Annotated in this window: 18 protein-coding genes and 1 pseudogene; 5 read left to right on the top strand and 14 right to left on the bottom strand. The window is 73.0% G+C overall.

Features of this window, described 5'->3' with window-relative positions; translation table 11 throughout:
* Position 1: 1 nt before the first annotated feature.
* Positions 2 to 2749: an ATP-binding protein gene (locus ACI79U_RS00405; protein ID WP_457072585.1), complete on the bottom strand. Its 2748-nt coding sequence runs from the start codon at positions 2747 to 2749 to the stop codon at positions 2 to 4.
* 885 nt (positions 2750 to 3634) lie between these two features.
* On the bottom strand, positions 3635 to 3988 hold the full coding sequence (locus ACI79U_RS00400) for a nuclear transport factor 2 family protein (RefSeq protein WP_457065282.1): 354 nt from the start codon (positions 3986 to 3988) through the stop codon (positions 3635 to 3637).
* Between the two features lie 78 nt (positions 3989 to 4066).
* Here ACI79U_RS00400 and ACI79U_RS00395 point away from each other — a divergent pair, with 78 nt between their 5' ends.
* Positions 4067 to 4864: a MerR family transcriptional regulator gene (locus tag ACI79U_RS00395; protein ID WP_457065284.1), complete on the top strand. Its 798-nt coding sequence runs from the start codon at positions 4067 to 4069 to the stop codon at positions 4862 to 4864.
* A 43-nt stretch (positions 4865 to 4907) separates the two neighbouring features.
* Positions 4908 to 7517: an ATP-binding protein gene (locus ACI79U_RS00390; RefSeq protein WP_457065286.1), complete on the top strand. Its 2610-nt coding sequence runs from the start codon at positions 4908 to 4910 to the stop codon at positions 7515 to 7517.
* Positions 7518 to 7650: 133 nt separating this feature from the next.
* Here ACI79U_RS00390 and ACI79U_RS00385 read toward each other — a convergent pair whose 3' ends face one another.
* From ACI79U_RS00385 to ACI79U_RS00375, 3 genes are all read right to left on the bottom strand, one after another.
* A complete protein-coding gene (locus tag ACI79U_RS00385) occupies positions 7651 to 8184 on the bottom strand; it encodes a hypothetical protein (RefSeq protein ID WP_457065288.1) in 534 nt (177 codons plus the stop codon).
* A 251-nt stretch (positions 8185 to 8435) separates the two neighbouring features.
* On the bottom strand, positions 8436 to 8966 hold the full coding sequence (locus tag ACI79U_RS00380; protein ID WP_457065290.1) for a RidA family protein: 531 nt from the start codon (positions 8964 to 8966) through the stop codon (positions 8436 to 8438).
* Between the two features lie 386 nt (positions 8967 to 9352).
* Positions 9353 to 10375, bottom strand: a complete 1023-nt coding sequence (locus ACI79U_RS00375; protein WP_457065292.1) for a copper amine oxidase — start codon at positions 10373 to 10375, stop codon at positions 9353 to 9355.
* Between the two features lie 29 nt (positions 10376 to 10404).
* Here ACI79U_RS00375 and ACI79U_RS00370 point away from each other — a divergent pair.
* From ACI79U_RS00370 to ACI79U_RS00360, 3 genes and pseudogenes are all read left to right on the top strand, one after another.
* Positions 10405 to 10932 (top strand): annotated as a pseudogene (locus tag ACI79U_RS00370) (aminotransferase class III-fold pyridoxal phosphate-dependent enzyme); the annotation flags it as partial.
* Entirely contained in the window at positions 10929 to 11057 is a 129-nt protein-coding gene (locus ACI79U_RS00365) for a hypothetical protein (RefSeq protein ID WP_457065294.1), read from the top strand. The pseudogene ACI79U_RS00370 and the gene ACI79U_RS00365, both read left to right, overlap by 4 nt.
* Before the next feature lie 18 nt (positions 11058 to 11075).
* On the top strand, positions 11076 to 11624 hold the full coding sequence (locus ACI79U_RS00360) for an HAD family hydrolase (RefSeq protein ID WP_457065296.1): 549 nt from the start codon (positions 11076 to 11078) through the stop codon (positions 11622 to 11624).
* A 594-nt stretch (positions 11625 to 12218) separates the two neighbouring features.
* Here ACI79U_RS00360 and ACI79U_RS00355 read toward each other — a convergent pair.
* The 9 genes from ACI79U_RS00355 to ACI79U_RS00315 all read right to left on the bottom strand — a co-directional run bounded on the left by ACI79U_RS00355 (position 12219) and on the right by ACI79U_RS00315 (position 22839).
* On the bottom strand, positions 12219 to 13580 hold the full coding sequence (locus ACI79U_RS00355; protein WP_457065298.1) for an 8-oxoguanine deaminase: 1362 nt from the start codon (positions 13578 to 13580) through the stop codon (positions 12219 to 12221).
* A gap of 133 nt (positions 13581 to 13713) precedes the next feature.
* Positions 13714 to 15312, bottom strand: coding sequence for a GMC family oxidoreductase (locus tag ACI79U_RS00350; RefSeq protein WP_457065300.1), 1599 nt, complete (start codon positions 15310 to 15312; stop codon positions 13714 to 13716).
* Positions 15312 to 15926: a thiamine pyrophosphate-dependent enzyme gene (locus ACI79U_RS00345; protein WP_457065302.1), complete on the bottom strand. Its 615-nt coding sequence runs from the start codon at positions 15924 to 15926 to the stop codon at positions 15312 to 15314. The genes ACI79U_RS00350 and ACI79U_RS00345 overlap by 1 nt, the downstream gene beginning before the upstream one ends.
* Positions 15923 to 16423: a thiamine pyrophosphate-binding protein gene (locus tag ACI79U_RS00340; RefSeq protein WP_457065304.1), complete on the bottom strand. Its 501-nt coding sequence runs from the start codon at positions 16421 to 16423 to the stop codon at positions 15923 to 15925. Before ACI79U_RS00340 ends, ACI79U_RS00345 begins: the two co-directional genes overlap by 4 nt.
* A 21-nt stretch (positions 16424 to 16444) precedes the next feature.
* Complete coding sequence (locus ACI79U_RS00335) at positions 16445 to 17812, bottom strand: NtaA/DmoA family FMN-dependent monooxygenase (protein ID WP_457065306.1); 1368 nt, start codon at positions 17810 to 17812, stop codon at positions 16445 to 16447.
* Positions 17813 to 19327: an aldehyde dehydrogenase family protein gene (locus tag ACI79U_RS00330; RefSeq protein ID WP_457065308.1), complete on the bottom strand. Its 1515-nt coding sequence runs from the start codon at positions 19325 to 19327 to the stop codon at positions 17813 to 17815. It abuts the gene before it with no gap.
* Positions 19324 to 20121 (bottom strand): ABC transporter ATP-binding protein, encoded by a 798-nt coding sequence (locus ACI79U_RS00325; protein WP_457065310.1) that lies wholly within the window; start codon positions 20119 to 20121, stop codon positions 19324 to 19326. The genes ACI79U_RS00330 and ACI79U_RS00325 overlap by 4 nt, the downstream gene beginning before the upstream one ends.
* Positions 20118 to 21143, bottom strand: a complete 1026-nt coding sequence (locus ACI79U_RS00320) for an ABC transporter substrate-binding protein (protein WP_457065312.1) — start codon at positions 21141 to 21143, stop codon at positions 20118 to 20120. Before ACI79U_RS00320 ends, ACI79U_RS00325 begins: the two co-directional genes overlap by 4 nt.
* 49 nt (positions 21144 to 21192) lie before the next feature.
* The gene (locus ACI79U_RS00315; RefSeq protein ID WP_457065314.1) at positions 21193 to 22839 is read right to left on the bottom strand and encodes an ABC transporter permease; all 1647 of its coding nucleotides are present in this window, start codon (positions 22837 to 22839) and stop codon (positions 21193 to 21195) included.
* Between the last annotated feature and the right edge of the window lie 11 nt (positions 22840 to 22850).

The following is a 22850-nucleotide window of genomic DNA, read 5'->3' as shown; positions in this document are numbered from 1 at the left end:
GTCAGCTGACCGTCGCGTCGACGGTGGTGGTGGCCGGTTCCGGACCGATCGCGGCACGCAGGGCCACCCGCGAGGTGATCCCCAGCTTCGGGAAGATGCGGTGCAGGTGCGTGCCGACCGTCCGGTGCGAGAGGTACAGCCGCGCGCCGATCTCCCGGTTGGTCAGGCCGTCGGCGGCCAGCTGCGCGATCAGCAGCTCCTGCGGGCTCAGCTGCTCGCGCACCTCCGGGGTGCGCGGCCTGCTTCGCTCCCCCGAGGCCCGCAGCTCCTGCCGCGCCCGGTCGCCCCAGGCAGCGGCACCCAGGGCGTCGAAGGTGTCCCGTGCAGCCCGCAGCGGAGCCCGGGACTCCGCCGCCCGCCGGCACCGCCGCAGCCAGGCCCCGTGGGCCAGTTGCAGGCGTGCGCGGGCGAAGGGCCAGGCACCCAGGTCGGCCACCAGGGCCGCCGCGAAGAGCTCCCCTGCCTCGTCGTCGGGGGCCAGGAGCGCCCGGCCGTACCGCAGCCCGTTGAGCAGCATCGGGGACCGCGTCCGCGAGGCGATCGCCTCGAGGTCGGCCACGATCGGCTCGACCTCGGCCCGGTGCCCGCTGTGGACGGCCGCCTCCACCAGGTCACCGACGGCGAAGCTCCGCACCACGGGGTGGTGGGCGGGGTCGGAGGGGTCGGAGAGGCGGACGAGCTGGTCCCAGGCCGCCTGGTGCCGCCCCGAGTTGAGCGCGACCATGCCGCGGGCGAACTGCACAACCGCCAGGACGGCGTTCGAGTCCACCTGCAACCCCAGCCGGGCCGCCTCGGCGAGGCGCTCCTCCACGTCCTCGGCGCCGCGGACCGCGGAGACAACCGACTGGACCACCAGGGCGACGGCCCCCATCAGCGGCTGCGCGGAGTCGGCCGCGAGCCGAGCGGCCTCGTCGGCCGTCGTGGCGGCCAGGTCGAACCGCCCGGCGTTGAGCGCGCTCCATGCCTGCACCGTCAGGCCCCGGCCCAGGAGTCCGAGCCGGCCGTCGGCCCGGACACCCGCCTGCGCCGACGTCAGGAACTCCACGGCCAGCGGGAAGTCACCCACGACGCTCGCCGCGAAGCCGGCGGCCTGGGCCCGCGCCGGGTCGAGCGGACCGTCGGCCACGGCACGCAACCGCTCGAGGAGCACCGCCCCGCGGTCGAACGGCGCCACGTAGCAGAGCACCTCGACCGTGAGCACGTCGTCCGGGTCCAGGGCCCGGTCGACGACCTCCAGGAGGTGGGCGCGCGCCTCCGCGCCGGGGTCGGCCCACCAGCACCGAAGCGACGCGGCCTGGAGGAACCTGAGCGCCTGGTCCGTCCGGCCGTCGGCGGCGGCCGCGGCGGCGACCTCGGTCAGCATCCGGGTGCCCGCGCGGACATCGTGGATACCCTCCGCGAACCCCTCCCGGATCACCGTCATGCGGGCCCGCTCCCGAGCCGGGACGTCGAGGGCCGCGGTCTCGCGCAGGAGGCGGTCGACGACGTCTGGGCGCCCCCACTCGAAGGCCAGCTCGGCCGCCCGCAGGTAGCGCCGCACCCGCTCCGCCGGGTCAGCGGTCAGCCGGGCGGCGCGCTCGAGCGCCGCCTGTGCCGCTGCCACGCCACCTCGGCGCTGGGCGCGGGCAGCGGCGTCCTCAAGCTCGGCGGCGACCGCGTCGTCCGGCGCATCGGCGGCCGCAGCCCGATGCCAGATCTGCCGGTCGGTGCCGCGCAGCGTCCCGGCCAGCGCGATGTGCGCGCGCTGCCGCTCGGCCAGGGTGGCCCGCTGCCGGATCGCATGGCGGACCAGCGGATGACGGAAGGTCAGCTTCCCGCCGTCGGCGGCGACCAGCCCGATCTCGACGGCCGAGGTCAGTGCCTCCGCGGTGACCTCGGCGCCGCGGAGTGCGGACGCCGCGACCAGGGTTTCCCCCAGGTCGCCCTCGTCCTCCAGGGCTGCCACGAGCAGCAGGTCCTGGGTCACGTCGGGCAGCCCGGGGAGCCGCGCCGCGAACGCGTGCTCCAGTCGCGCGGTCAGCGTCACGGGTGCCCAGTCGTCCCCCGTCCCCGCCAGGGGCAGCTCCGCCAGCGCGAGCGGATTCCCCGCGGCCACGGCCAGCAGGCGCCGGCGGTCGGCCGGATCGAGCTGCGGCGCCCGGCGCGCCAGCACGTCCTCGGCGGAGCGACGGTCCAGGCGCTCCAGGTGGTGCTCGCCCAGCGCCGGACCGGAGAGGACGGACGGGAAGCCGTCGCGCTGGGCCGCCACCATCACCACTGCCTCGGACTCCAGCCGCCGGGCCACGAAGCCGAGGACGTCGGAGCTGGGCCGGTCCAGCCACTGCGCGTCGTCGATCACCAGCACCAGGGGCTGGTCCGCGGCACTGTCGCTGATCAACGTCAGGGCCGCCAGACCGATCACGAAGAGCTCCGGTGCAGCGTCGTCGGTCATGCCGAACGCCGCCTTCAGCGCGCGCCGCTGCGGGGCGGGCAACGCGGGAAGGCGACCGAGCAGCGACCGGACCAACTGGTGGAGGCCGGCGAACGGGAGGGTCATCTCCGACTCCACGCCGGTCGTGCGCAGCACCCGCAGCCCACACTCGGCCGCAGCTTCGGACACGTGGTTCAGGAGGGCGGACTTGCCGATCCCGGCCTCGCCACGGACCAGGACGGCGGCGCCGCGGTGCCGGACGCCGTGGAGCAGCCGATCGAGCGCGTCGATCTCCGCGTCCCGGCCGACCAAACCGGCCGCCCTCACGTCCGCGTCCATCAGCGCCCACCACCGTCCGGCTGCTGCACGGATCCGCGATCCCCTCGACGACGGCAAATTAGTGCGCGCGGGACATTCGGGTAAAGGTCGGATCCGAGATTCTCTTGTTCTGATGTGGCGGGGAGCTCGCGCCGCAGGTCCGGTGGGTCACTGCCTCGGCTCGCCCTGCCCGACCGGGTCTCGCCGTCGGACGGCCCGGACACGGGCGGCCCGAGCAAGGCGCTCGTCGCCGTGGCGGAACTGCCGTCGCTCCGCGGCCAGCTGGCGGACGGCGATGAGCGAGGCCGGCTCCCTGCTCTGCGATGTCGTGGACGGGTCGTCCCGCTCCGAGGTCATGTCGGGAACGCTCGCCGCGGGCGGGCCGGCTCTGCATCCGTCAGATGACCGGTCGCCGACCTGCTCACCCGGGACTCGGGACGAGGGCCGTCCCAGCACACGCCTTCGTCGTGGCTGGTCAGGCCGCATGCTGGTCACCGACGGCCGCGTCGGGAGCCGGCGTCCGGACCTCGACGAGGGGACGACCCCCGCTGGCCGCGGAGCGGGCCGCACCGGCCGACCGGGAACCGCACCGAGCCCGGTCACATGACGGATGCAGAGCCGGCCCGCCCGCGTCGAGCATCGTCATCCTCACCTCGTCCGACGGAGCCATCCTGTCCGCGGATCCCGACGGAGACGAAGAGGCCCCGCCATGGGCACGACCCCACCGACGACGGCATCGAGACCTTCCACAGGACTGCGGACGACCGGCGGGGCCACGGCCGCGACCCGGTCCGGCGACGGGCACGGCGTCGACCACCACGCCGACGACCCGAATCGCTCCTGCGCCGCCGGCGACGTCCGGCACGGCCCGCCGAGCGCCGAGGAATGACTGGCGGAGCCCGGTCGTCACGGCGCGATGACGAGTTCGGCGATGCGGTCGCCGTCCATCACGAAGCGGTAGCGAAGGTCGACGACGCCACCGGGGAAGTCGCCTTCCAGGTGCTTGGTGGCGACCCAGTGCGCGTCGCCGGCGCGCTGAGCAGCGACGAGGGTGCTGGTGTACGTGAACTCGGCTCCGGCCTTGGACAGAAAGCCGCGGATCTCCTCGGTCCCGCGGTAGGTCATGCCGTCGTCGACGACCACGGCGCCGGCCGTGAAGGCGCGCAGTGCGGTGTCCGCGTCGCGAGCCTCGTGCGCGGCGAGGTAGCCGCGGATCGTGGCAGGAAGCTGATCGGGCTGGATGCTGGTCGGTTCGGTCATGCACCGACCGTGCGGCCTCCCGGCGCGGAAGGGTCAAGCACTGGACTCTCCCCCGGGGAGAGGGTGCATCGTGGTGGCGTGCTGGCGATCGGTGAGTTCTCCCGACTGACCCACCTGAGCGTGCGGACGCTCCGCCGCTACCACGACGCGGGCCTGCTCGTGCCGGCGACGGTGGACGGCGCGACCGGCTACCGCTGGTACAGCGCGGACCAGATCCCGACCGCCCAGGTCATCCACCGGCTCCGCGAACTCGACGTCCCGCTGGGCGACGTGCAGCGCATCCTGCGTTCCTCCGATCCCCGCGCCCGCGCCGGCCTGGTCGCCGACCACCTGCACCGGCTCGAGTCGGAGCTGGACCGCACCCGGGCCGCGGTGGTCGCGCTCCGCCGCCTGCTCCGGCCGGAACCAGTTCCGCTGGACGTCGAGCTGCGTGCGGTGCCGGCGACGACGGTGGCAGCGGTCGAGGACGACGTGACGCACGAGGCGGTCCTGGCCTGGTACGCCGGCGCCATGGCCGAGCTGGACGCGGTCGTCGAGGAGCCGACCGGCCCGCCGGGAGGGCTGTATGACAACGCGCTGTTCGAGGACGGGCGCGGGCACGTGCTCGTGTACCGGCCGACGTCCGATCCCCCGCACAGCGGCCGGGTGCACCCGGTGACCCTGCCGGCCGCCGAGCTGGCCGTCACCATCCACGCCGGCGAGCACGACGACATCGACGTCACCTACGGCGAACTCGGCACCTGGGTGGTGGGCAACGCACTCGCGGTGGCCGGACCGGTGCGGGAGACCTACCTGGTCGGGCCGCGCGACACAGCCGACCCGTCCGCTTGGCGGACCGAGATCAGCTGGCCGGTCTTCCACGTGGCCCCGAGCTGATGGTTGCCGCAGATCACTGACCCGTCGTCCGAGAGGTCTGCCCATGCCGGGCATCCGAACACCAGACCAGCGGCTCCGCGTCTTCGTGAGCTCCACCCTGGGCGAACTGGCGGCCGAGCGCCGAGCCGTCTCGCGCGCCGTGTCGGCGCTGCGGCTCACCCCCGTCATGTTCGAGGCGGGAGCGCGCCCGCATCTCCCCGGCGAGCTGTACCGGGCATATCTCGCGCAGAGTGACGTCTTTCTCGGGGTGTACTGGCAGCGTTACGGCGAGCTCGTCCCCGGCCTGGACATCTCCGGGCTGGAGGATGAGTTCGAGCTGTCCCGGGGGATGCCACGACTGCTGTACCTGAAGGCACCCGCTCCCGACCGGGACCCGCGCCTGGCACAGCTGGTCCGCCGAATCGGGCGGGAGGCGGCCTACCGCCCGTTCCGGACCCCCGCCGAGCTGGGTCGGCTGGTCCGCGACGACCTCGCCCAGCTGCTGAGCGAGCGGTTCACCGCCGCGGCGGCGCCACCCGCTGCTCCGGTGGTGCCGGCCACTCCGTCAGAACGTGCCGTCCCCCGGTCCGTCCTGACCCCCGCCCCCCTCCCGGTCAGCACGACGTCGCTCGTCGGCCGGCAGCAGGCCGTCGAGGACGTCGCGGACCTGCTCTCACGTCCCGGCCGACGGTGGGTCACCCTCACCGGCCCGGGCGGGATCGGCAAGACCCGCCTGGCGCTGGCCACCGCCGAGCAGCTGCGCGCACGGTTCGACGCCGGCACCGCCTTCGTCCCCCTCGCGGAGCTGACCGATCCCGCCGCCGTCGTGCGGCGGATCGGCTGGGCACTGGGCGCCGACCTCGCCGGTGCCACCTCGCCGGTGCCCGCCCTGGCCGACCTCCTCGGGGGCGACCGGTGGCTGCTCGTCCTCGACAACCTCGAACGCCTGGTCGCGGCCGGCCCGGAACTGGCCGAGCTGCTGACCCGGTGCCCCGGCCTCGCGGTGCTCGCGACCAGCCGGACCGTCCTGGGGATGCAGGCCGAGCAGGCGTACCCGGTTCCTCCGCTGCCGGTCCCGAAGACGGCGGACCTGCCGCACGTGGCGGAGAACCCGGCGGTGCGGCTGTTCCTCGAGCGCGCGCGGGCGGTACGCCCGGACTTCGTGCTGACGGCGGACTGTGCCCCGGCCGTCGTGGAGATCTGCCGGCGTCTGGAGGGCCTGCCGCTGGCCATCGAACTGGCCGCCGCCCGCATGCAGCTCCTCGACCCGGTCACCGTGCTGAGCCGGCTCTCCCGTTCCCTCGACACGCTCGGCACGGGCACGGCCGATCTGCCCAAGCGGCAGCGCACCCTCCGGTCAGCGGTGGAGTGGAGCATCGGCATGCTCGACGATGCCGAGCGGTCGCTGCTCGAGGTGCTGTCGGTCTTCGCCGACGGCTGGAGCCTGGCGGCTGCCGCCCGTGTCGCCGACATCGACGAGGACCGGGCGCTGGACCTGACCGAGAGCCTGGCCCGCCACAGCCTCATCCACGTCGCCGCGAGGCCCACGGGGCCGCGACCCCGGATGCTGCACCCCGTGCGCGCCTTCGTCGCCGAACGGCTGGCGGCGCGGTCCGACGTCGACGTGGTACGTCGCCGCCACGCCGAGCACTACCGCGCGCTCGCCGAGAGCGCCGATCGGCCGATGCGTGGTTTCCGCCAGCGGGCGTGCGCCGAGATCCTCGTCCGGGAGAGCGACAACATCGTGACCGCGGTGCGCTGGCACCTCGCCCACGATCCGGCACCGCTCCCCCACCTGTTCCGGGTGCTGTCGCCGTTCCGGGTCCTCTGGCCGTTCCTGGGCCTCGGGGACATGATCATCGGCGAGGCGCGCGCCTGGGTGGCCGAGCTGCTGTCGACCGAGGACGCCCTGCCTGCAGCCTCGCGAGCGGAGCTGCTGAGCACGGCCCTGGTCTCCGCCCTGGAGGTCGGCGATGCGACGGCCGTGCAGGCGACCGGCGAGCGGCTGGCCGCGCTGCTCGGCGAGGTCGAGGACCCGTACCTGGACGCCGTGTCGCGGCTGCTCCTCTCCTGGGCCGCCGCGCTCGTCCGCGACCTGGAGGGCGCCCGGCAAGGGTTGCGCACTGCCCTCGACCGGCTGCGCAGTCTCGACGAGCCGATGTGGACGGGGTTGGCGCTCGTGACCGCCGGATCCGTGGAGGCCGCCCTCGGCGATCCCGACGTCGCCCTGCGCCACGCCACCGAGGCGCACCACTTGGCGGGACGCTTCGACACTCCCTGGCTGGCTGCCGTCTCGCGGGTGGTCCTGGCCGGGCTCGCGATGGGCCGCGGCGATCTCGACGAGGCCCGCACTCTCCTCGGCGAGGCACTCGACCTGAGCGAGTCCGGGCACAGCACGCACTGCCTCTGCCTGGCACTGGCGGGTGTTTCCGCGTTGTCCCTCGCCGACGGGGACGCCGAGCGGGCAGGGCTGCTCGCCGGTGCGACCGATGGCCTGCGACGTCGCGCAGGGCTCCGGGTGTACGCGTCGATGCGCGGGGACGGCGACCTGGCGGACGCGGTGCGCGCAGCGGCCGGATCTGCGCGGCTCGACGAGCTGTTCGCCGCGGGCAGCCGACTGGCCCTGGAGGAGGTCCTCGATGTCGCCCGTGCCAGCCTGGTTCCGGGCACATGACGATCAGCCAACGGGTTGCAACCGTGTGCGGAAGTCCCGTGTCCCCCCTCGGACACAAGATCCCTAGCTTATGCCAAGGCCGAACGTCAGGGCGCCCGAGGAGCGGAGCGCCCTGCCTCGCTCGGTGCGGTGGTCACCGCTGGGCAGGACGTAGCCGTGTGACAGAGCTGGGAGAGCCCGGGCGGAGTCCGCGCGCTCCCAGGACCGTGCCGGTGTCCGCCAGCACCCAGCGGCGCCCGAGGACGAGGCGGCCCGCTCGCCAGACCTCCACGTCGAGCGGTCGACCGAGCTGCTGCGCGAGCCAGGCGACGGCCCTCGTCGCTGCCTCCTCATCCGTCATGCTGGCGTCGGACACGACGAGCGCCTCCTCGTCGCGCTCGTCGAAGTCGTCCCAGACATGAGAACACCCCCAATAGCCACCCAGGAGCTGCCCGTCCCACCGCACGTAGAGGTAGTCGTTGATGACCGGGACCTCACCGTTGGGGACGTCGGGGACGTCGGGGACGTCGACGGCGAGCAGGGGGCCGATGGGCTCACCCATCCCCCAGGTGTCGACCGGTCGGACGAGCTGTTCGAGCAGAAGAGGGGCGACGCGCATGGCTCGTTCGAGGAACGGCGTCGTCGACTCACCGGGGAACCACTCCTCGCCGTCCCGAAAGGCGCTCATGGCAGCAGTCTGATGGCCGAGACGCAGCTCCAGCGGGAGCAGGTGCGCCATGCCGGCCGCGACTCAATCACCCTGGGCCCGGCCCTGGGGAGCGGAACCCGCCCGGCCGACTGACGTAGGTGATACCGGAGCCCACGACGCGGGCGCCGATCGGAGGACCAGAAACAGCTGCCCCGCGCACCGGCGGCCAGAGGGACTTCCCTCGGCCGCCGGTCCGCCTCGTTGACCGCGCCCCCTGCCGCAGCCTCGACTCAGTCCCGGGGTGCGTAGAACGTCCCCTCGACCTCCGCGATGTCGTCCTGGTTCAAGCGGTCCACCTCCACGATCGTCCGCGGCGGGTAGGGACCCTCCCCCCACAGTTCGACCTGCACCTCGTTCACCAGAGGACGGAATCGGTACATGTCGGTCACGTACACGACGAGACGGGTGGCGTCCTGCAGCGAAGCCCCCTCGGACTCAGCGATGAACTGCATGTTGCGAAATGCCTGCAGAATCCGTTCTCTGTCGCCGACGACGAGCATGTCGGTCTCGGGATCGATCCCGCGCATTCCCGCTACGAAGACGAAATCCCCGGCGCGGGAGCCCAGACCCCATGTACCCGTTGTGTCGATCGCTCCCTCGGGCGCGAGGATCTCCACCCCGTGCGGCGACGGAGAACTGCTCACGGGCTGATCGGCCTCGTCGGGAGACGTCGCGGATGCGCTGGTGCTCCCGCCCACGAGCAGGGTGGCGACTGCGGCGGACAACAATCCGCGTTTCCAGGTGATCGTGGTGGCTGCCATGACTTCAGACCACCACACCTCGGCGGTGCTCGCATTGTCAGCCAACGGTCCGGGTCAAATGGCGGGGACTGCGTTTCAGGTACGTTTCCAGAACAACGCATCTAAATGTCCGAGACGTTTCTGGCGGTGTTCTCTGCCCTGGGAAATGCAGTCATGCCCACGCACCGTGCGCTTCTCCACGGGAGGTCCGCCCACGGAGCCGGGGGTGCGAAGGGGCACTGCCGTGCGCCTGCGCGTTGCGTGGGACGAAGGAGCGACATGCCCCCCCCCCGCTGCCGACCGCCCTCACCGGCGGCCCGGACGTACCGGTCACCAGCTGTGCGACGGCTGCGTTGACCGCTCCAGGTCCTCCGGTACGGACCGCACGTGCACCGCCGGCCGCAGCATCAACCGTCCTCGCACGAGCAGCCACCATGGCCCCCGGCGGCGGTGGGCGCGCAGTGCCCGCCCTCCGCGGGGAGGTCCAGCATCGGGTTGCCGTCGAAGAAGCCGAACGGCTTGAGGTGGAAGCCAACCTTGGTCACCGGCATGACCGGCCAGTCCTCCGGACGGACGACGTGGTGCGCGCCGACCGTGTACCAGAGCACCAGATCGGCGTCGACGAGCGGGCGGTCACCGGCGGTGTAGGCCACCAGCCCGTCCGGGCCGGGGTTCTGCGCCACGTAGTCCCCCGCCGCGAACCGCTCCGCCGGCTCGTACGGGGTGGCCCACAGCTGCCGGGTGGCGAAGCCGCCCCGGTCGGCCTGCTCCGATCCGGCCTGCCACAGCGGTGCGGTGTAGGGACCCGGCTCGATCTTGTAGCTGGGCCGGGCACCGAGGGCGGTCTCGGTGTCCGCGCTGCTGACCAGCCAGGCGCGGCCGGCCAGCGGATCGGGCAGCCGCTGCGCCTCGGACTCGCTGGTGAGCTGCCGCCGCCGGGTGCGCCAGGCGTTCCCGTGGGGGTTGGTCGGCCCTGCGGGCTCGGACACCGAGTCGACCTCGAGGAGGTTGTTCCGCTGTCCGTCGACCTGCATGTCCAGCCGGACGCTGAAGTAGTGCTCGTGATTGGGCGCCATCAGCCCGGGGGCGACCGTTGTCCCGAAGACCGGATCCTCCCCCACCGGCAGCGCACCGGTGGACAGGATGCCGGTGAGCTTGATCTCGAACTCGATGGACCCGTCGAGGTAGAGGTTCCAGTAGAAGCCGTAGTCGTAGTTGCCGACCGTGGCGATCATCGAGACGACGAGCCGGCGATTACGGCGGACCTCGGCGCGGCCGGTGCGGAAGTCGGTGTGCTTCCAGCCGATCGAGGCGTCCTCCTCGTGCATGCAGATGGTCAGGCAGAGGAACTCGGCCACCGGAGCGGGGGGCGTCTCCAGCGCTGCGGCGATCACCCGGGTGCCGGTGGTGAAGCCCTGCGCCTTCAGCATCTCGGGGACGCTGTTCCTTCTGGGGTTTCGCCCGGCACGGCGTCGTCCCGGATCTGGGGACGCTGGGCAAGCCGATGGGCAACGGAGTGCCGATCGCAGGGATGGTCGGTCGCCGGGAGATCGTCCGCCGCTTCGGCGCCGAGGTGCCGTACTTCAACACCTTCGGCGGTAGCTCGGCCCCGGTCGCGGCGGCCCAGGCCGTGCTGGACGTCATCCAGAGCGAGGGCCTCGCCGCGCGGTCGGAGGCCCTCGGGGCGCGGATCCGCCGGCAGGTCACCGAGCTCGCCCGGCGCCACCCCGCCGTCGGGGACGTACGGGGCGCCGGGCTGTTCCTCGGGATCGAGATCGTCTCCGACCGGGACCGGCGCACCGCGGACAGCGCGCTCGCGCTGGACGTGGTCAACACCCTGCGTGACCTGGGTGTGCTCATCTCCGTGGCTGGTCCGAGGAACAACGTCCTCAAGGTGCGGCCGCTGCTGGTCTGGTCCGATGCAGACGCGGACCTCTTCGCGGACCGGCTCGACGAGGCGCTGACGCGCTGCGCGGCCCTCCGGTGACCCGTCTGGCTGCCGTGCTCTGGGACATGGACGGCACGATCGTGGACACCGAGCCGTTCTTCATCGACGCCGTGGCCGACCTGGTCGCCGCCGACGGCGGCACCCTCAGCGAGGCCGACCACTAGGCCCTGGTCGGCGCGAACATGGCCGACTTGGCCGACGTGGCGATCCGCGCCGGGGCCCGGGCCAGCGCACCGACGATCATCGAGGCAGCCCTCGCAGCCGTACACCGGCGGCTGGGCGCCGGTGTTCCCTGGCGGCCGGGGGCACTGGACCTCCTGCGCAGCGTGCGGGCGGCCGGCCTTCCGACGGCGCTGGTCACGATGTCCTTCCCCAGCGTCGCCGACATCGTCGTGGGCAGCATCCCCTTCGATGCCTTCGACGTCGTGGTCGCCGGGGACGACGTCACCCGGGGCAAGCCTGATCCGGAGGCATACCTGAGGGCAGCCGCGCTCCTGAAGGTGGACACCGCGGTCTGCGTGGTCGTCGAGGACTCACCGCCCGGCGTGGCCGCGGGGGTAGCCGCCGGCGCGGTCGTCGTCGCCGTCCCGTTCTACGTCGAGCTCCCCGACAGCGACGCGTACACGACCTGGCGCACTCTGGTGGGCAAGGACGTCTTGGCTCTCCAGGAGGTCACGGAGGCGCGGCGACTCCTCACCGATCCGGGGACTCTCGACCAACTCGAGGTCTGACTCGATGAGTCGACCTCGGCCGTGCGGGCAGCCTGGTAGCCCACCGTTCCGGCTCAGGGCTCTCGGCGCCGTGGTGTGAGCTCATGCGCTGGCAGGTGCGCCACCGATTGGGTCATCGCCTCTTGCCAACCGCGCGGTGCCCCCGTCCGCCACTTGGCTCACGAGCGTCCCGGCTCCGAGGAGAGCGAGGCTGGTGACAGTGCCTGAGGCGGCGAATGGAGGAACCCCAGGCTGGACCCTGGTGGGCCGCAACCTCGTCATGGCTGCTGTGCTGGCCGCTGGCGGCACCACCGCGGTGCCCTGGCACCGCTGGCGCTTTAAGCGAGGGGCCTGGCGAGAGCGCATTGGCCGACCCAACAGCCACGCAGATTCGACAGGGGCGCACCGGGCTCACCCGCACCCTCGAGCTCTCCCGTGCCAGCGCCTCCGAGGAGGCTCCAGCAGGCGACAGTGCTCCCCGACTGCCAGCGTGCCGAGACCGGTCCGGAGTTCGAGCGCATCGAGCTGAACCGCATCGTGGTCATCGCGCTGCGCCACTACCCGCCGGGAGGCCCCGCCCGCTCCAGGCGGAGGGAGCGGGGCCGACGGACCAGCTCAGACCAGCCCCTGCATCTCCCGCGAGATCCGGTCGTGCGTCCGCAGCTGGTCGGACAGGCCGGGCAGGGTCAGCCGGCCCTCCTCGACGAGGACCCGACCACCCACCGTCGTGACCCAGGCCCGGGCCGGACCGCACCGCAGCCACGCCTCGACGGGGTCGCTGTGCGCCCCGGCCAGCGAGACCGGGTCCATGTCCCAGACGACCACGTCGGCCAGGGCACCGACGGTCAGGTGCCCGATCTCATCCTCCCGGCCCAGACAGGCCGCCGAGCCCCGGGTGCCGACGTCGAGGGCGTCGCGGGCGGTCATCGACGGCGGACCGTGCAGGAGTCGCGCAACGAGGAGCGCCGCCCGCGCCTCCATCCACAGCGACGCCGCGTCCGCCGACGCGGACCCGTCGCAGCCAAGGCCGACCGCACCGCCCCAGCCGCGGTACTGCTGCACCTTCGCCGTGGCGCCGCAGTGCAGCATGTTCGAGCTCGGGCAGTGCGCCACGCCGACCCCCGCCCGGGCCAGCCGTTCGGCCTCCGCCTCGCCTGGGAACGCGAAGTGTGCCACCCAGGCGCGGTCGGTTGCCCAGCCGACGTCCTCGAAGTGCTCGACGGGGGTGCGGCCGTATACCTCCCGGCAGAAGTCGATCTCCGACTCCGCCTCGGCCAGGTGGGTGTGCAGCCGGACGTCCAGCCGCTCGGCCATCTCGGCGGTGGCCCGCATCAGGCCGTCGTCGACGCTGAACGGCGAGCACGGCGCCAGGCCCACCCGGATCAGCGCCCCGGGGTCCGGGTCGTGGTGGGCGGCCACCACGCGCTCGCAGTCCTCGAGAATCGCGTCGTTGTCCTGCACGACCGACCGGGGCGGCAGGTAGCCGTCATCCTCCGATCGGCTCATCGACCCGCGGGTCGGCGAGAACCGGAAACCGATCTCCCGGGCGGCGGCGATCTCGGCGTCGACGAGCTTCGGCCGGGGGTGCACGTAGAGGTGGTCGGTGGAGGTGGTGCACCCACCGAGCAGCAACTCGGCCAGGCCGATGTAGGTGGAGGTGTGCACCGCCTCCTCGTCCAGGCGCGCCCACACCGGGTACAGCGTGGTGAGCCAGGTGAACAGGTCACCGTTGACCGCGGGCGCAAACGAGCGGGTCAGGTTCTGGTAGATGTGGTGGTGGGTGTTGATCAGCCCGGGGGTGACCAGCCGCCCCCCGGCGTCGATCACGCGGAGGGCCTCTGGCTCGGGGTCCCGTGAGGAGCCGTAGCCGCTCACCCGGTCGTCCGTGACGGCGAGCCAGCAGCCCCCTCCGGGCACCTCCACTCCCCGGTCGACGTAGACGTGGGAGGCGTTGCGGATCAGCAGATCGACCGACATGGCACGACCGTTCTCCCGGCAGGACCGGGTGACGCGGCGCCCGAGGGGCGCCGTCGGTGTCCCTGTCCCCGGCCCACGGAGGCCGGGATCGTCATCGCCGCAGCGAACGGGAGTGCCCACGGGTGTGGGCGGTTCAGCGGCCGGCGGCCTCCCGGAGGACGCCGGCGCCGGTGGCGGCACCGATCAGCTCCGCCGCGCGCTCCGCGACGGCGATGACCGGCCACTGGGTGTTGCAGGTCGGGATGACCGGGAAGACCGAGGCGTCGGCCACCCACAGCCCGTCGACGCCGCGGACGGCGAGTTCAGGGTCCACGACCGCCTCCTCCCCCGAGCCCATCGCCGCGGTGCCGCAGGAGTGGAAGAACGTCGCCACGCTCCGGCGGATGAACCGCACCTTCCCGACGCGGTCCAGCCGGCCGTCCGGGGCCGCCGGACCCGCGCTGAGCGCGCGGTAGGGGCCGGTCGCGAGCAGGTCCATCACCGTGTCCACCGACTCCACGAGGGCCTCGAGGTCGGCCGGCTCGGCGAGGAAGTTCGGCTGCACCTCCGGGAGCACCTCCGGATCGGCCGACCGCAGCCGGACGTGCCCGCGGCTACGCGAGCGCATGAGCCCCGGGGACACGGCGAACACGTCGCCGGAAAGCTCGTGCTCGGCGCGGACCTCCGCGCTGGCGTGCGGCCCCTGCACGACGAAGGCATGCAGGTCGGGGTGCTCCCCGGCCAGGGAGCTGCGCCAGTTGAGCATGCTGCCGCCGCCGTTGTCCCGGACCGGGCCCAGCGGCCCCCGGGCCCGGAAGTTCATGCCCATGAGCAGCGGGTGGTCCTGGTAGCCCCGGCCGACGGCGGGTAGGGGCACCTCCGGCCGGATGCCGAGCGCGGTCAGGTCGGCCGGGTCGCCGATGCCGGAAAGCATGAGCAGCCGCGGGGTGTCGATCGCGCCCGCGGTGAGGACGACGCCGCTGCGGGCCGCTGTCGTCGCGGGCAGCCCGTCGACGGTGTGCTCGATCCCGACGGCCCGCCCGTCCCGGAGGATGACGCGGCGCACCACACTGCCGGTGAGCACCGTGAGGTTGGGCCGGTCCAGCACCGGCTCCAGGTAGCCGCGCACGGTGCTCCACCGCTGCAGCCGCCCGTCGGGACCCGTGGTGGCGTTGAAGTTCGCCAGCGTCGCGCCCTCGTTGTCCGGGCCGTTCGCGTCCTCGATCACGGGGAGCCCGAGCGCGGCGGCCGCGCCCAGCAGGGCCTCGGCGACGGGGTGCGGCGCCTTCGAGGTCTCCACGCGCATCGGGCCCCCGGCGCCGCGGAGCGCGGACGCGCCGCCCTCCCAGTCCTCGCTGCGCCGGAAGTAGGGCAGCAGGCCCGCCCAGTCCCAGCCGGGAGCGCCGGCCGCGGCCCAGGCGTCGTAGTCCGAGGGGTGCCCCCGGTACCAGAGCATCGCGTTGATGCTGCTGGAGCCGCCGAGCACCCGGCCCCGCGGGATGGCCACCACCCGCCCATCGACCAGGTCGGTGGGCGCGTAGTCGTAGCCCCAGTCGTGCCGACCGCCGAGCAGAGTGGCCCAGCGACCGGCGTCCAGCAGCTCGGCCAGGCCGGCGTGGCTGGGCCCGGCCTCCACCAGCAGCACCGAGACGCCCGCATCGCCGGAGAGCCGGTTGGCCAGCACGCAGCCGGCCGACCCGCCGCCGACGACCACGACGTCGTAGGAGGGCTGCAGCGGTCGGGTGGCGCCCATCAGTTGTGCTCGCTCGGGCCCATGATCGTGATGCCCTCGGACTCCTCGACGTGCCGGACGAAGACGTACTTGTCCTCCAGCCCGTCGGAGTGCTTCCGCTTGATGCCCGGCTGCAGGATCCCGTCGGTCTTGGCCACGACCAGGTAGGGCTCGCGCGCCGCCAGGCCGGCCGCGCAGTGGGCGTCGAAGTCCTCCAGCGTGTCCGCGGTGTGCGCCTGGTCGACGCCCGCCCCGCGCGCGATCGCCGCGAGGTCGACCCGGCCGGACGCCGTGTGCGTCCTCGGCCCGCCGATCGATTGGTACTGCTCGTTGTCCCAGACGACGACGAACAGGTTCTCCGGCCGCTCGTTGCCCAGCGTCGCGAGGATGCCCAGGTTGAACAGCAGGCCGCCGTCGGTGTCCAGGGAGACGACGCGGCGGTGCGGGAGCCCGACGGCCAAGCCGAATGCCTCGGCGCTCACGCAGCCCAGCTGCTGCTGGAAGAGGCTGGCCGCCCGCATGTGCGGCGCGGCGTTGTACCACTCGTCGACCGCACCACCCAGGGACAGGATCACCAGCTCGTCGCGCAGCCGCCGGCCCAACAGTTCCATGCACGCGTACCGGCTCATGCTCATCGGACGGTCTCCCCGCTGAGCACGACCGCCGAGTGGTAGTAGGCGGTGTAGGACCAGGTAAAGGCGTCGGCGACCGCCCGCTCCACCTCGTCGGCGGACCGCACGATGCGGTAGGGCACCCGCAGCGCCTTGAGGACCGGCTCCATGGTGATGCCGTGCGGGACGGCCCACCAGTTGTTCTCCCCGAGGTCGCCGCGGTGGCTCATGATCATGATCACCGGGATGCCGGCGCCCAGCCCCATGCGGGCGAGGTGCTCGACCGACGCGCGCAGCCCGGAGTTCTCCATAACGAGCACCGCGCGCTTGCCGGAGAGGAACACGCCGCCGCAGATGGCGGCGCCCTCCCCCTCGTTGGTCACCTGGATGGTACGGATGTCCAGGTCGGCGTCCAGTGCCGGATACAGCTCCTTGAGCAGCGAATCCGGCAGGTAGCACGCGATGCTGACCCCTGCCTTCTTCAGTCCCCTCAGGACGGCGTCCACCGCTTCCTGTTGCATGTCTCTCCTGTCCTCGCCGGCTCAGGGCCGGAAGCGTGCGCCGGGGTGGGTGGGGGCGAGCCGGCCGTCGGGGCCGCCGGTCAGCCGGCTGCGCAGGGGGCTGCCGGCCGGGCTGTCGGACCACAACCCGCGCTCGCGCAGCAGCGGCAGCACCAGCTCGATGACGTCGGCGTAGGCGCCGGTGCCGCCGAAGGTCGGCTCTAGCAGGAGGCCGTCGACGTCGGTGCCGACGGCGATCCGCCCGATCTCCTCGGCGACGTCCTCGGGGGAGCCGGTGATCTGGAAGCCGCGGTTGGCCTTGACCCGAAAGCCGTCCAGCACGTCGGCCACGGTGGGCACCGGCGCGCCCGGCCGGACGAACCGGTCGATGAGCGTCTGCCCCTGGTCGGAGCGGATGTCGGTCAGCTCCGTGGCGGGGTCCATCCCGGTGAGGTCCACGCCGGTGAAGCCGGCGAAGATCACCGCGGCGTCCTCGAGCATGTACAGCCGCTCCAGCTCCGCCCGGCGGGCGTGGGCCTCCTCGCGGGTGGGTGCGACCGTGATGGTCGCGCCGGTGAGCACCTTGACGTCATCCTTGTCCCGGCCGTGCGCCACCGCCTGCGCCCGGATGTCGGAGACGTGCTCGCTGGCCTTGCCGATCGACTGCCCCTGGATCAGCACGCACTCGGCGTTGCGGGCGGCGAAGGCGCGACCGCGGTCGGAGGTGCCGGCCTGGAACAGCACGGGGCTGCGCTGCACCGACGGCGGGACGGCGAAGACCCCGGCCCCGGAGAACCAGCGCCCCTGCCGGTCGACCGGGTGCAGCTTGCGCGGGTCGACGTACAGGTTGCGCGCGGGGTCGCGGACCAGTGCGTCGTCCTCCCAGACGCCCTCCCAGAACGCCAGGCACAGGTCGATGAACTCGTCCGCGGCGTCGTAGCGGCCGTCGTGCGTGCCGGTGTCCTGCAGGCCGAAGAGCTCGTCGGTGGTCGACTGCGAGCTGCCGGTGACGATGTTCCAGCCGATCCGGCCCGCGGTGTAGTGGTCCAGGCTCGCGAACCGCCGTGCCGTGGCGTAGGGCCGCTCCACCGTCGTCGGCGAGGTGACCACGAAGCCGAGCGACTTCGTCTCCCGAGCCAGCGCGGCGATGAGCAGCATCGGGTCCAGCGCGGGGAACTGGATACCGTGCTCGGCCACCGCGTCGGGCAGCCGGCCGTCGATCGTCGGGTAGCCGTAGGTGTCGGCGAAGAACAGGAAGTCGACGCTGGCGCCGTCCAGCAGCCGGGAGAGCTGCACCCAGTGCTCCACCGAGTCCCAGCGGTCGCCCCTACCCAGGGGATGGGTCCAGGTCGGCATCCCGACGCTCGGGTTCATCATCTCGAACACGCCCAGCGAGAGGGGCTTGGCCACTCAGATCACCGCCACGACGGTCTTGGTCTCCAGGTAGTTCTCCAGGCCCTGCGGCCCGTTCTCGTAGCCCCAGCCGGACTCCTTGTGGCCGCCCTTGGGTAGCTCCGGGCCCAGGAAGGAGTGGCAGTTCACCCAGACCGTCCCGGCCTGCAGCCGGCGGGCGAGCCGGTGCGCGTCGCCCAGCCGCTCGGTCCAGACGCTGGCGGCCAGGCCATAGCGCGAGTCGTTGGCCCAGCGGACCACCTCGTCGAGGTCGTCGAAGCGCGTGACCGTCGCGACCGGGCCGAACACCTCCTCTCGCATGAGGCGGGCGTCCGGCCGCACGCCGGTGAGCACGGTGGGCTCCACGAAAGTGCCCAGCGCCCCGTGCCGGCCACCCCCGGTGACCACCTCCACACCGTCGGCCGCGCCCTCGGTCACGAAGTCGCTGACCCGGTCGGCCTGGGCGCGGCTGACCAGCGGCCCGAGGTCGGTGCCGGGCTCCAGCCCGTGGCCGAGCCGCAGCCCCCTGCCGTAGGCGGCCATGCCGGCGACGACATCGTCGTAGACGTCTCGGTGGGCGTAGACCCGGGCGCTCGCCACGCAGACCTGCCCGCCGTTGTCGAAGATCCCGCGGGAGATCCCCTCGACCGCCGCCCCGAGGTCGGCGTCGGGCAGGACGATCGACGGCGACTTGCCGCCGAGTTCCAGGGTCAGCCGCTTGAGTGTCTGCGCCGCTGTGGTGACCAGTCGCTTGCCCACCTCGGTGGAGCCGGTGAACGCCACCTTGGCCACCAGGGGGTGCTCGACGAGCGCCTGGCCTACCTCCGCGCCGAACCCGGTGAGCACGTTGATCACGCCCGGCGGTAGGCCCGCTTCCAGCAGCAGCTCGCCCAGCCGCAGCGCTGTGAGCGGGGTGTCCTCGGCCGGCTTGAGCACCACGGTGCACCCGGCCGCCAGCGCGGGGGCCAGCTTCATCGCGGCCATCAGCAGCGGCGAGTTCCAGGGGACGATCGCGGCCACCACGCCCACCGGTTCGCGGCGGGTGTAGGCGAGCAGCTCCCGCCCCGGTGGCGTGCGGGCCAGCGACGTAGGGATGGTGTCGCCGAGCACCTTGGTCGGCCAGCCCGCGTAGTAGCGGAACTGGGCGGCCGCGGCGGGGACCTCGGCGAGCCGGGAGGTGCGCCAGGACTTGCCCTGGTCGAGGGTCTCCAGCGCGGCGAGCTCGTCGGCGTTCGCCTCGATCAGGTCGGCCACCCGCCACAGCAGCGCCGCCCGGGTGGCCGGGGTCATCCCGGCCCACTCGGGTGACGTGAAGGCCCGCAGCGCACTGGTCACCGCCGCGTCGGCGTCGGCCGCGCGGGCTCGCGCGACCTCGGCCAGCACCTCCCCCGTCGCCGGGTCGACCGTCTCGAAGGTCTCTCCCGCGACCGCCGGCACCCATTCCCCGTGCACCAGGAGCCGCTTGGGCGACCCGTCCAGGAATCTCGCCGCCCGCCCGTCGCGCAGCGGTAGTGCGCCGATCTGCACGCTCACGACGCCGCCGGGACCACGCCGGTGAACAGCAGCGAGGAGAGGTGGTCCTGGAGCTCGTGGAAGCGGGCGGAGCGCAGCGTCTCCGGGGTGCGCGGCCGCGGGAGGTCCACCTCCACCACCTCGACGACCCGACCGGGCCGGGCGCTCATCACGGCCACCACGTCCGAGAGCAGCACGGCCTCGCCGATGCCGTGGGTGACCATCAACGTGGTCGGCCGGGTCTCGGTCCAGATCCGCTGCAGCTCGAAGTTCAGCCGCTGCCGGGTCATGTCGTCCAGGGCACCGAACGGCTCGTCGAGCAGCAGCACCGACGGTTCGTTGACCAGCGCCCGGGCGATGGCGGCCCGCTGCCGCATGCCGCCGGAGAGCTGTGCCGGCCGGGCGTCCTCGAACCCCCGCAGGCCGACGAGATCGATCAGCTCGTCGATCCGCTCCGGCGGCGTCCGCTCCCCCGCGACGTCCCGCGGGAAGCGGATGTTGCGGGCGACGCTGCGCCATGGGAGCAGCGCCGCCTCCTGGAACGCGATGCCGATCTGGTGGGCCGCCTGAAGCTGCCGCGGGGTGCGTCCGCCGATCGACACCCCGCCCGACGTCGGCTCCTCCAACCCGGCCAGGATGCGAAGCACGGTCGACTTCCCGCAGCCGGACGGGCCGAGCAGCGAGATGAAGCTGCCGGGACCGGTGGTCAGGTCGACCGAGTCCACCGCCAGGACCGCGCCCTTGCCGGTTCGGAACTCCTTGGACAGCCCGGTGATCTCGATGCCGACCGCCGGCGGCGCGACGGCAGCCGTCACAGCAGGTCCTGGACCGTCGTGTCGAAGAGCTCGTCGACGGAGATGTCGACACCCATCTCGGCGATCGTCTCCACGGTGGCCTGCATCTGCTCCTCGCTCATGACGACCGGCTCGTCGCTGCCCTCGGGCAGGACCAGCTCCTTCATCGCCTCGACCTCGAGCAGCTGCTGCTCGGGGTCCAGGCCCTGGTCACCGCCGTACTCGCCGACGGTCAGGTCGACACCCTTCTGCGGGTCCTCGAACAGCGCCGTCCACCCCTGCTGGGTGGCCCGCAGGAAGGCGGCCAGCAGCTCCGGCTGCTCCTCGATGGTCTGCTCGGTCGCGAAGTAGACGTCGGTGAGGACGTCGAAGCCGTGGTCGGCGAAGAGCATGGTGTGCGTCTCGATGCCCTGGACGTTCAGCTGTCCCGGCTCGTTGATGGAGTAGACGACCTGCCCGTCGACCTCGCCGTTGGCGACCGGCGACGGGTCGAACTGCACCGGCACGACGGTGAGGTCCGCCGCGTCGATGTCGTTCAGGGCGAGAAAGAGCTCGAACTGGGTCTGGTTGGCCGCGGCCACCCCGATCCGCTTGCCGAGCATGTCCTCGGGCGTCTCGATCGGCGTGCCCGCCAGGCTCACGATACTGAACGGACTGCGCTTGAAGCCCGCGCCGATGATCTTCAGCGGCGCCCCCTCGGAGACGGCCGCCGCGACGACCTCCGCGCTGGCGTTGCCGACGGTGGCCGTGCCGGCGGTGACCACGGTGTCGGGCGAGACGTTCGGACCACCGGGCAGCCAGTCGAACGCCACGCCCTCGTCCTCGTAGTAGCCCTCCGCGTCCGCGATCCAGTTCGCGCCCCACTCGACCGTGGGCAGCCAGCCGAGCTGGTAGGTCAGGTCCTGCGGTGCGTCCGCCGACGGCGCCTCGCTCTCGGCGGACGAGTTCCCGGCGCAGCCGGAGGCCGCCAGCGCGAGGGCCACGAGGCCGGCGGCCAGCACAGGCAGGCGGCGCCGGCTCGGGGTGGACGGTCGTGCGGGCATGGCTGGTCCTTTCACGGAGGTGCGGGGGACGGGAGGCCGGCGGGGTGGTTCAGCCACCGAGGCGCCGCAGGGAGGCGGACTCGGCGGCCGTGGCCAGCGCATAGAGGAGGAAGGCGACGAGGGTGATGGCGGCGACGCCGGACCACACAAAGCCGAACTGGGCCCCGGCGGCGGCCCGGAGCATGTCCGAGCCCAGCCCCTCGCCGGTGGCCAGCCACTCGGCCAGGAGCGCGCCCAGCAGCGCGGTCGGGGCGGCGACGCGGGCGGCGGCGAAGACCGCCGGGAGGGCCGAGGGCAGCATCACCCGGACGACGGCCTGCCACCTGCTGCCGCCGTTAACGGTCACCAGGTCGCGCCCGGCCGTCGGCGTCCGGTCCATGGCGGTGACCACGGTGATCAGCGTCGGGATGCAGGTCACCAGGCCACCGATGAAGAGGACCACCCCGACACCGCGGCCGAAGAGCAGCACGAACAGCGGCGTGAGGGCGACCAGCGGCACTGCCCGCAGGGCGATCGTGAAGGGCAGCACGACACGCCGGGCGGTGCGGCTGACCGCGATCGACGTCGCGAGCCCCAGGGCCGCGAGCGTGCCGGCCCCGTAGCCCAGCAGCGTGTCCCGGACCGTCACCAGCAGGGACGAGCCCAGCTGTGAGCGGTTGGCCGCGGCGTCGGCCTCGGTGAACAGGTGCGCGGCAACGTCCACCGGCGTCTTCATGAAGTAGGAGCTCAGCCCGCTGAGCACGACCGTCAGGTGCCACAGGACGAGGACCAGCGCCACGCTCAGCACCGCGGAGCCCAGCGCCGCGGACGTGCGCCGGATCGGTCCGCCGCGGCGCACCGCCGGTGCCGGCAGGGCCTGCAGGGCGGTGCCGTGGGTGGCCCACGGCACGAGGAGGCGCTCGGCGAGCACGGTCAGCAGGTAGAACGCGGCGGCCAGCAGCGTCACCGACAGCGCGAGGCCCCAGGTGCGGGTGACGTCGAGGGACTGCTGGCTGTAGACCATGGCGACCCCCAGCCCGGACCGCGCCCCCAGGTACTCGCCGACGACCGCGCCGAGCACCGCTGCCGGCGCGGCGATCCGCAGGCCGGCGAACAGGGACGGCAGGGCGGCGTGCACCCGGACCAGCAGCAGCTGCCGCCAGCCGCCCCCACCGGAGACGGTGACCAGGTCCAGACTCGTCTGCGAGGCGCTGCGCAGGCCCAGCATCATCGCGATCAGGGTGGTGAAGAAGACGCCCTGCGCGGAGATGACGATCTGCGCCAGCGGCTCGGAGAGGACCGCGCCCAGGATCGGGGCCAGCGCCACGATCGGCAGGCAGTACAGCGCGACGAAGACCCGGAACAGCATCGCCTCGACCGGCCGCACGAGGACGAACACCGCGGCGGCGAGGACGGCGACCAGGTTGCCCCACAGCCAGCCCATGGCGGCCTCGAACGCCGTCTGCTGCACGTTCGGCCACGCGAAGGGCAGGTCCCGCACGAAGCGGGCGAGGATCTCGGTCGGTGCAGGCAGGGCGTAGCTGCCGGCCAGCACCGTGCGGGCGGCGAGCTCCCACCCGAGGAGGACCACGACCGGACCGGCGAGCGGCGTCAGCCGTCCGGCCAGGGACGCCGACCGCCTGCGCCAGGTCCGGTCGTTTGTCCGCTGCCCGGTCCACGGCCGTGCGCGGGCGACCGCGGTCGTGACCTGCACCATGGCGTCCTCCT

It is taken from the genome of Modestobacter sp. SYSU DS0904 (genome assembly GCF_054051115.1).
Note: the sequence above shows the minus strand (reverse complement) of the source record. Positions and strands in the feature narration are given on the sequence as shown.

What these genes read in the sequence shown, in the direction of transcription:
- ACI79U_RS00375 (WP_457065292.1), bottom strand. Translation starts at nt 10,375, where the DNA reads ATGCTGAAGGCGCAGGGCTTCACCACCGGCACCCGGGTGATCGCCGCA.
- ACI79U_RS00345 (WP_457065302.1), bottom strand. Translation starts at nt 15,926, where the DNA reads ATGAGCATGAGCCGGTACGCGTGCATGGAACTGTTGGGCCGGCGGCTG.
- ACI79U_RS00320 (WP_457065312.1), bottom strand. Translation starts at nt 21,143, where the DNA reads ATGCCCGCACGACCGTCCACCCCGAGCCGGCGCCGCCTGCCTGTGCTG.
- ACI79U_RS00350 (WP_457065300.1), bottom strand. Translation starts at nt 15,312, where the DNA reads ATGGGCGCCACCCGACCGCTGCAGCCCTCCTACGACGTCGTGGTCGTC.
- ACI79U_RS00385 (WP_457065288.1), bottom strand. Translation starts at nt 8,184, where the DNA reads ATGAGCGCCTTTCGGGACGGCGAGGAGTGGTTCCCCGGTGAGTCGACG.
- ACI79U_RS00400 (WP_457065282.1), bottom strand. Translation starts at nt 3,988, where the DNA reads ATGACCGAACCGACCAGCATCCAGCCCGATCAGCTTCCTGCCACGATC.
- ACI79U_RS00360 (WP_457065296.1), top strand. Translation starts at nt 11,076, where the DNA reads ATGGCCGACTTGGCCGACGTGGCGATCCGCGCCGGGGCCCGGGCCAGC.
- ACI79U_RS00390 (WP_457065286.1), top strand. Translation starts at nt 4,908, where the DNA reads ATGCCGGGCATCCGAACACCAGACCAGCGGCTCCGCGTCTTCGTGAGC.
- ACI79U_RS00340 (WP_457065304.1), bottom strand. Translation starts at nt 16,423, where the DNA reads ATGCAACAGGAAGCGGTGGACGCCGTCCTGAGGGGACTGAAGAAGGCA.
- ACI79U_RS00405 (WP_457072585.1), bottom strand. Translation starts at nt 2,749, where the DNA reads ATGGACGCGGACGTGAGGGCGGCCGGTTTGGTCGGCCGGGACGCGGAG.
- ACI79U_RS00315 (WP_457065314.1), bottom strand. Translation starts at nt 22,839, where the DNA reads ATGGTGCAGGTCACGACCGCGGTCGCCCGCGCACGGCCGTGGACCGGG.
- ACI79U_RS00380 (WP_457065290.1), bottom strand. Translation starts at nt 8,966, where the DNA reads ATGGCAGCCACCACGATCACCTGGAAACGCGGATTGTTGTCCGCCGCA.
- ACI79U_RS00355 (WP_457065298.1), bottom strand. Translation starts at nt 13,580, where the DNA reads ATGTCGGTCGATCTGCTGATCCGCAACGCCTCCCACGTCTACGTCGAC.